The organism is Ohessyouella blattaphilus, from assembly GCF_024721265.1.
Classification (GTDB): domain Bacteria; phylum Bacillota; class Clostridia; order Lachnospirales; family Lachnospiraceae; genus Aequitasia; species Aequitasia blattaphilus_A.
In genome coordinates, this window is record NZ_JAMXOC010000043.1 from 1 (window position 1) to 7,877 (window position 7,877).

Genomic DNA, 7,877 nt, shown 5'->3' on the forward strand with positions numbered 1-7,877 from the left:
TTTTGTTTTACGTATTCTCTTTCACATCCTCGCTGATTTATGATTTGAAGATATTGAGAGTAATGATTTATGGTTGCTTAATCCATAAAGCCGGCCGAACTGCGTTACTAGCATCATTCACGTAATTGTCGTAGAGGAGCGCGCCGTCGTGCCCCACACCGGATGCACTATAAGAATAATCACCCGGGGAGCGCAGACAATAACATTGCGAAGCATTTCCACCACTACAATCACCCTTCGTTAATCCACTTCCTACGGTACTACCCCAGCCAGCCTTTACATATGACTTTCCTTTTAAGTACGTGTTCGCTTCTTGATAACTTAAGGCAAAACAAGTTTTACTTCCACCTTCTACCACTGCCGACATTCCACCTGCTGCATTATACGCTGGTGTATTACTTAAGAAGTTCGAGGGCTGAGCTACACCTGTTATCTTCTTACTCGTCTTATCTCCTGCTGCTATCTGTCCATTGTCATGGCTCGTGATATCATTGCTATAGAAATTTTCCATTACAGTTCTTAACTCGCTATTTGCATAGACATTGCTACTAGCAGCAAAACGATGACTTCCTACGACATACTTTGTTGTCACTAGAGCGTTACCATTTGCATCGGTGGCGATAATAACCCAATCCCAACCACTTGCATTAAACTCGTTGCCTGGTGCCCATGTTACATCACTCCAGTCACCTTTCTTTTCATCCATACCCTTTTCTACCGTTAAATTGTATGATGTCGTCACTTCACTATTATCCGCATTCTTTACAGTGGCTGTAATAATTGCTGTACCTTCTGCTACACCTGTTACTTCCCCTGTCTCCGCGTCAACTGACACGATTGCGCTATCAGAAGTGCTCCAGATAATCGTCTGATTGGTTGCATCATTTGGAAGAATTACTACCGTTGGTGCCGCCTCTTTGTCTCCTACAACAATCTTATTATCTTCTAGACCCTGAATTTGAAGAGATGTCGCTGGAATATCTGTAACAGGTTTTTCTTTTGTCATAGTACCGTCTTCATTACGATAATAGATAGCGTCAGTTGCATGAGGTAAAGTCTTATCTTCTGTATTTAGAAGACCATCGCCATTGCCACCCTCTTGCCAGTCATCGCCTATATAATAGCTGATGCCGTCCGCATCCGTATGAGGTCCGTAATAGAAATGACCGTCTATCTCTCTATTATCAAAGATTGGTTTTACACCATCTGTAGTCGGGTCTTCATCGCCGCCACCGCCGGTTAAGGCGCCAATCTTTCCTGTTGTTTTACTTACCTGAGCATAGACATTCTCGCCGTAGCTTACCCAGTAATCTGGACTAGCCTCAGTTCCGAAGTTATCTACGTCTTCATCATCTGTTGTTCCTGGGGTAAAATCGTCACCGCCCCAGATTTTGTTATCATTATCTAGAGAACCGTCTGGTAGTACCGGGGTAAAGATATTCTTCGGCTCTTCCACATAGAAGGTGTCATTTTCGCCCTTAGTTGCCGGCACATCGTCATCACCTTCTAGAGGTGTATTGGTGTCATAGACATACTCCGGTGGGTTCTTAGAGTTGCCGTCTTCATCTACCTGTTCCCAGATGTTCTCTGGTTCACCGACTGGTTTCCAGTAGTTGCCATCGCCGTCAGGACCGATGATGTCGTTATCTGATAGCTTCCCTACTATTACCGAGTAATGAATCTGTTGAGGTTGACCATAGCAATCGGTGAATTTACCGATAATATTAGCCACGCCACCCTCTGCTACGGCAGTGATAACACCCGTATCTTCCGTTATCGTTGCCACTGCAGTATTATCTGAAGTCCAAGTAACGAAACCGGTAATTTCCCTGTCTTTCATGTCCTTCATGGTCATGGGAATGGTATCTGTCTTCCCCATTCTCTTTAAGATAGAGTGATTCTTTGAAATGGTATAGCTATAAGGCATGGTAGAATTGTAAACCATCGCCGGGGTACTACCAAGGTATCCTTCCTTGGTGCTACGATAAGCGACAAAGGTACCTGGCTTAACCGCCTCAAACACCCCCGTATCACCGGTGTTCTGAGTAGTCGTGGCAACAGATACATCACTGCTTGCCCAAGTGGCTGCTTTATCAGCAGTTAGAGATATTTTTCCGTCTTTTCCATCAGCTTTAGCCACGTCTACGTGAAAGCTTTCATTCGGAGGGATACCCTCAGGAATAGAAGCTGTCCATTCAATGGGTGTAGCTGCCAGAGTAGAACCAATCGCCGCAACCGCAGTAGTAGCCATCATCACTGCCGCTAGCACAAGCGCAGTGGACTTTTTAAATATTTTTCTTTTATGCATGACTTTTCCTTCCTTTCCTAGTTATATCTTTAGAATAGTACCCATATAGAAGATACCCACCTTGACTTCTTTTGTCGCTTTTGCTCCCGTATCTGGATCAGTGTAGGTTGCTGTTACACTAGCTTCTGGATGGAAACCATCACTCCAACCATTCGTACTATACTCTTCGTATGTTGGTAAATACCAAAGGTATAGGGTGCCGTTTTCGATTTTCACTACCTTACCATCTGTACTACTAAAGGTAATATTATCTGCTGAGAAGCCGTCGTTAATTAGCTTCGATAGTGGAATTTCACCATAATTCATATCCATGGTTCCTTGAGACTGGCAGCCGTTGATGGGATTCGTAGCATAGTAAGGAATAATGTTGAAATCATAATCATTACCAATAGCGCATGTCTCCGCTTCCGTTTCTTCGGCTTGATATGAATCTTTTACGGTTTCATTCACAATATCCTGAGCCGTCTTCCCAGGAGCGGTTACGGTTACCAGGATTTCTACCTTATTGCCGTTAGCATCAGTACCTGTAACGGTTACTGGGCTTTCTGTTGCAGCTACGCCGTTAATGGTGCCATCTGGGGCAACGGTTACTTTATCATCGGCGCTACTTTTCCAAGTAAGGTCTTCCGGATTAACGGTATTGCCTTTTACATCGGTAATCGCTGGAGCCGCTGCCGTTTGACCGGCTTCTACCGTTACTGCTTCTGGCTCTGCGGTAAATTCATCAGAGACGGTCACGTCAAATTCTACTTTATTGCCGTTTTCATCTTCTCCGGTAATAGTGGCAGTTCCCGGAGCTTTCGCCGTCAGCTCACCAGTGTCCGGATCTACAGAGACTACGTCTGGGTTAGAGCTGATCCAGTCTACGATAGGTACTTCGTTATTTTCGCCATCCACTACTTTAGGCGCGTCTTCTACATCACCTTTTTGCATAGTATCTGGGGTGTCTACCGCTGATAAGTCTTTCTCGTTATTGATGACAGTTACCGTGTAATCTACGGTATTGCCGTTCTCATCGGTTCCCGTAATCGTAGCTACGCCTTCTTTAACACCGGTAATCTCACCCGTTGCTGGATCTACGGCTACGATACTAGGATCCGAGCTTTCCCATGTTACGGTTACTTCTTCGTCGTTTCCATTAGTCACTGTAGGCGCAGCGGCTTTTTCACCAACTGCCAATTCTGTAGTAGCACCTGCCGCCTCTAGGTTTGAGCCGGATAGTTCGTTTAACATATCTTTGGCCTCTTTGCTAGACTCAGTGGTAACACCACCTACTTGTGAGCCTGCTTTGATTTCGTTACCGTTGTCGTTAACAGAAGCGGTCATTTGTTCCTTATCATTTACTGTGATTTCTCTTACGCCGTCAGCCCCAGCTCCTGTCCAAGCACCTAGGTCGTCACGGTCTACGTATTCCATAACTGCATTGATAGCATAGAAGTAGGTCTCATTTAGTGGTAGGCTAACCTTATCAAGTAATAATCCAGTAGCGCTTCCCGGTGCTAGTGGTTGTGACCAGTAAGCATAACCGTCGATGTCGTATACCCAACCAATAAAGCTAGCTTTCTCGGCTGCACTTTTAGCGGTATACGCTGACATAGCAATCACTTCGGCAGTTGCTGTCTGCTTTTTAGCAGTTGTGGCACTTGTTAAATCCACGATTGTTGATGTCGTTGAGCTAGCGCTTCCAAGAGCATCAGCTACTAATTGGTCATTTGCCTTTCTAGCGTCGCTGATTTCATCTGCACTCATGCCCTCGGCAATTCCTTCCCAACCGCTTTCGCCAACAATACTGTTGTAGCTATAGGGGGTGGTATTACCCATTGTCCACTGGAAGGCTTCTTGATAGGCATCGTGAGCACCATTACCACAGTCTGCCACTGCCCCAGCCGCAGGAATATGAGTCGTCCAAATCTGGTTGTCCTCGGCGGTGTTCTCCCCTTGATTAAGGTACTCTTCTAGCATGACCCTAACATAAATACTGGTGTCTCCTGTGTTTTCTACATAGATGTTTTTATCTCCGGTTGTTGCATCGAAGTCATCATGTAAGTTGCCGCCAGGGTTTTTGCTTTCTGCTGATTGTTCGTTGCTGAACTCGTTCATGGCGCTTGATGCTGCTTGCCAAGCAAAGGTTCCAGCAACTAGCACTGCTGCTGCGCAGCCAACTGCGGTCAGACTAGTGAGTGCTCGTTTTTTTCTTTCTTTCATTGATCATCCTCCTATTTTTCTTTCACCCTTGTTGCTTTATTTATCTAAAAAACCGCTCCCTGCCTCATCTCTTTTTATAGATATCTTTAGATAATAGAGAGTTGTTTTTTATTCGGTTGTTATATCTTTATCGTCTCGCTTTTTCTTTAGCTCTTTCTTTAGCTTCTTCCAAAATGCTTCTATGCGCTTTGGTTTTGGCTCTTTGGCTAACCTTTGGTCTTGACCCATATCTTTCTTCCGAAGCTTTACAAATAGCTTTAAGAAGAAGGAAAAGACCACTAGCGATAAGAACACCGCCAGAATCGCCCAGAGATTACTACCAAGCCAGCTAAGCCATTTGCCCAGTCTTGGTATTCCCTTTACTACCTTACCAATGACGTTATCGGCTAAGACAACCCCCGTATCGGCATTCTTGTTTTCGGTTCCTTTGGTGATAAAGGCTCGTTTGCCACTGCCTTCGTAATTCTCCTCAATCTCCACAATACGGTGGGTAATAATATTTAAGGAGTCTCTGCCAAAAGTTATGTCATCGCCAACGACCAGATCGTTTATGGGCACTTGCTTAATAATTAGTAAGCTCCCTCTTGGGTAGACACTTTCCATTGAGGTAGATAGTACCTCGCGAAATTGGTAGCCCCCAAAGGACTGGGTTCCCATAGCACCTCTTGAAAAGAGAACGGCACAGATGACCATCGCTACCATGGCAAAGTAAAAGATAATATCGGATATTAGTGCGGTTCTCACTAGGCTTTTCTCTGTTCCTTCTGAGGTTGTCGGGACATTTACCGGCACCTCCGAGACGACTTCTATCTCTTCTGACAGGTCGAAAGGCTCTAGCGCCTCCTTATTCTCTTTAGGGTACTGAGTCCGAAAACTCGCTTCTATTTCTTCTAAACTCTTCGCCACTGGACTTCTCCCCTTTCTTTATTTAAGGTCTCCAAAAGAAATCTCTGCTTCTAAGCTTTCTTCTGTAAGTCTGGTGTACTCTTTACTTGCTTTACTAATTAGCCCTCTGATTTCCATCAGCTCTTCTTTGGCCGCTGAGAGAATCTTGCTTACTCTTTCACTCGCCGCTTCCTCGGAAGCTTTAGCTTCCTCTCGGGCTTCTTGAATTAGGCTAAAGGCCTGCTCTCTAGCTTCGGCCATAAGCTTTTCTGATTCTTCTTTAGAGGTTTGGTTGCGAATCTCCATCTCAGCTTCTATATCTGCCACGTAGCTTTCCGCCATTTCTTCTGCCCGTTCTATAAAGCTGATAATCACTTCACTTCTTGGGTCTTTTGGCGGAACTACTTCTTCATCTTTTTCTTTTAGCTTTCGTTCAAGCTCTAGCACTCGGTTTTGATAGACATCTAACTGCTCTTTGGCCGTCTTCACCTCTACTTCTTTGCTCTTAATGCTTTTTCGGAGCTCTGCTTTTTGTTCTTCGCTTTCTTTTAACTGGGTATCAATGGCATTTAATTGCTCCGTCAGCTCTTTGCTAAGGTTATCCGACAGTTCCTGCTTCTTTGTTTCATACTCTGCCTGGATGGCCTTTGTCTGCTCCTCTGTCACTAGAACCTTACTCGTAACTTCCTTTAACTCTTCCTCTAACTGCTGCTTTTCCTTAAAGGAGATTTCCCGTTCCTGCTTCATTTGCCTTTTAATATCCTCCTCAGAACTGCTTAAGTCCTGATAGGCTTTTTGCAACGTTTTAATATAGGCATCTACCTCCTCTACAGGATACATCTTGCCGCCTCTGGCTTTGGTAAACTGGGGTAATACTACTTTTTCTTCTGTGCTCATCTGTCGCCTCCCTCCTCTTTATGGCCATCTTGTATTCGCTCAGCTAAGCTACTTCTCACACGCATTTTCTCTTCTTCCCTTAGGACATTTAACAAGTCTGACGAAATGGTGCGAATACTGCTAATCGTCTTTTGTTTAGCCTTCTCTAATTCTTCTAGGTCTAACACCGCCGCCTCACGAATTAGCTTGGCTTCTTCTCGGGCACGCTCTACGATCTGCTTCGCCGATAACTCGGCAGATACTAGCGCTGATGCGATCGCCTCGCTATAAGAGGTGTCTTCGGGGAGAGGCGGCTTCTCCATTTCTAAGTTCCTTTTCTCTCGCTGTAGGGTTTCTACTTTTTTGCTTAAGGTTCTTGCTTTCTGCTCCCATTCTGTTTGAGATGCCTTTAGCGCTTCATTCTTTTGTTGTAACTCATTATTAAGAACTTTCTCTGCTTCTAGTTCTTCGAGGAGGTTTTTGTATTCCTCACTTAGAGCCTTTATATATTCATCTACCGGCTCCTTTTGGTATCCTCGCCTTGCTTCTTCAAACTGCATCTGCGTCCTTTCCCCCTTTATTACTCCTCGGCATACATAGCAATGCTTAAGAGTGCGTTATGGCGCTCAGCTTCTTGCATTAGCGCTTCTGTAATCACCGTTCCTTTTTCCACTCGAAACTTCCCGTCATCACTTACAACGGTCTTTCCCATCTTAAAGCCTACGTACGTAGCGTTTCCGTTCTCTGCCTGAGCCTTTGCTCCTTCTTCTTTTGCCGGTGCCTGCTTCGCCGACTCAGGTCTTACCGGTTCTGGCTTTACATATTCCGGCTTTACATAACGCTGTTCTTTTGCTTTCTCAACACTTACAAAGATTCGGTCATGGCATACCGAGAGAATACTCTCCGCTTCAAGCTCTTGCCCTGAGTTTAAGATAAGGCTGGAAATAATATATTGTTCATCAAACACTAAGTCTTGAATCTCACCTAATCTAGTACCACTAGCATCTACTACCTCTACTCCTAGAAGGAGATAGCATTCTTTAAGCATTTCTGAAATACTGGTGTCTTCTAAAACACTCTTTAGCACCTCTTTATTCTTTATAAGAAGATACTGTTCGCCAACACCTTCAATATCAGCTGTGTCGAGAATCTTCGCTTGCCCGGGATGCCCATTTTCTAGTGTTAAATATACTTTTTGCGTAGACGAGTTTAAGAGAACGCCTGCGGCCCTCCCTAAATCTAATCCTTTTTCAATTTCTAAAATTGGTAACGTTAATAAATATGTCGCTTTGTTCATTTTTTCTCTCATCCTTTCTTTTTTTCTTGTAAACAAACATTTTTGGCACATTTCTCGTGTAGGCTTTATACAACATAATTAATATTATGTTGTAGTAGGGGGTTTTCGATGGGCATTTTTTTAAGGGAGGAAAATTAAAAATTAGATTTTTTTTAATTTCATACAGACGAGCGTCTGTTTTCGCGATGCACAAATGACATAAACAGCGCTAATGACACCAAAAACACATAATAAAGTCGTTTTTTTTTTAAATCGAGTAGGAGGCGGTGACTAACCGCCGTCCTCTCACAGCACCGTACGTACCGT

The 7,877-nt window shown here is 44.2% G+C and carries 6 protein-coding genes; all 6 read right to left on the reverse strand.

Annotated elements, in window-relative coordinates:
• Window positions 1-67: 67 nt before the first annotated feature.
• Window positions 68-2,308 (reverse strand): Ig-like domain-containing protein, encoded by a 2,241-nt coding sequence (locus tag NHH16_RS14860; protein ID WP_262070385.1) that lies wholly within the window; start codon window positions 2,306-2,308, stop codon window positions 68-70.
• 21 nt (window positions 2,309-2,329) lie between these two features.
• Complete coding sequence (locus tag NHH16_RS14865; protein WP_262070386.1) at window positions 2,330-4,513, reverse strand: Ig-like domain-containing protein; 2,184 nt, start codon at window positions 4,511-4,513, stop codon at window positions 2,330-2,332.
• A 108-nt stretch (window positions 4,514-4,621) separates the two neighbouring features.
• Window positions 4,622-5,419, reverse strand: a complete 798-nt coding sequence (locus NHH16_RS14870) for a signal peptidase I (RefSeq protein ID WP_262070387.1) — start codon at window positions 5,417-5,419, stop codon at window positions 4,622-4,624.
• 18 nt (window positions 5,420-5,437) lie between these two features.
• Complete coding sequence (locus tag NHH16_RS14875; protein WP_262070388.1) at window positions 5,438-6,295, reverse strand: coiled-coil domain-containing protein; 858 nt, start codon at window positions 6,293-6,295, stop codon at window positions 5,438-5,440.
• On the reverse strand, window positions 6,292-6,834 hold the full coding sequence (locus NHH16_RS14880; protein WP_262070389.1) for a hypothetical protein: 543 nt from the start codon (window positions 6,832-6,834) through the stop codon (window positions 6,292-6,294). Before NHH16_RS14880 ends, NHH16_RS14875 begins: the two co-directional genes overlap by 4 nt.
• A 20-nt stretch (window positions 6,835-6,854) precedes the next feature.
• Window positions 6,855-7,571 (reverse strand): PRC-barrel domain-containing protein, encoded by a 717-nt coding sequence (locus NHH16_RS14885; protein ID WP_262070390.1) that lies wholly within the window; start codon window positions 7,569-7,571, stop codon window positions 6,855-6,857.
• Between the last annotated feature and the right edge of the window lie 306 nt (window positions 7,572-7,877).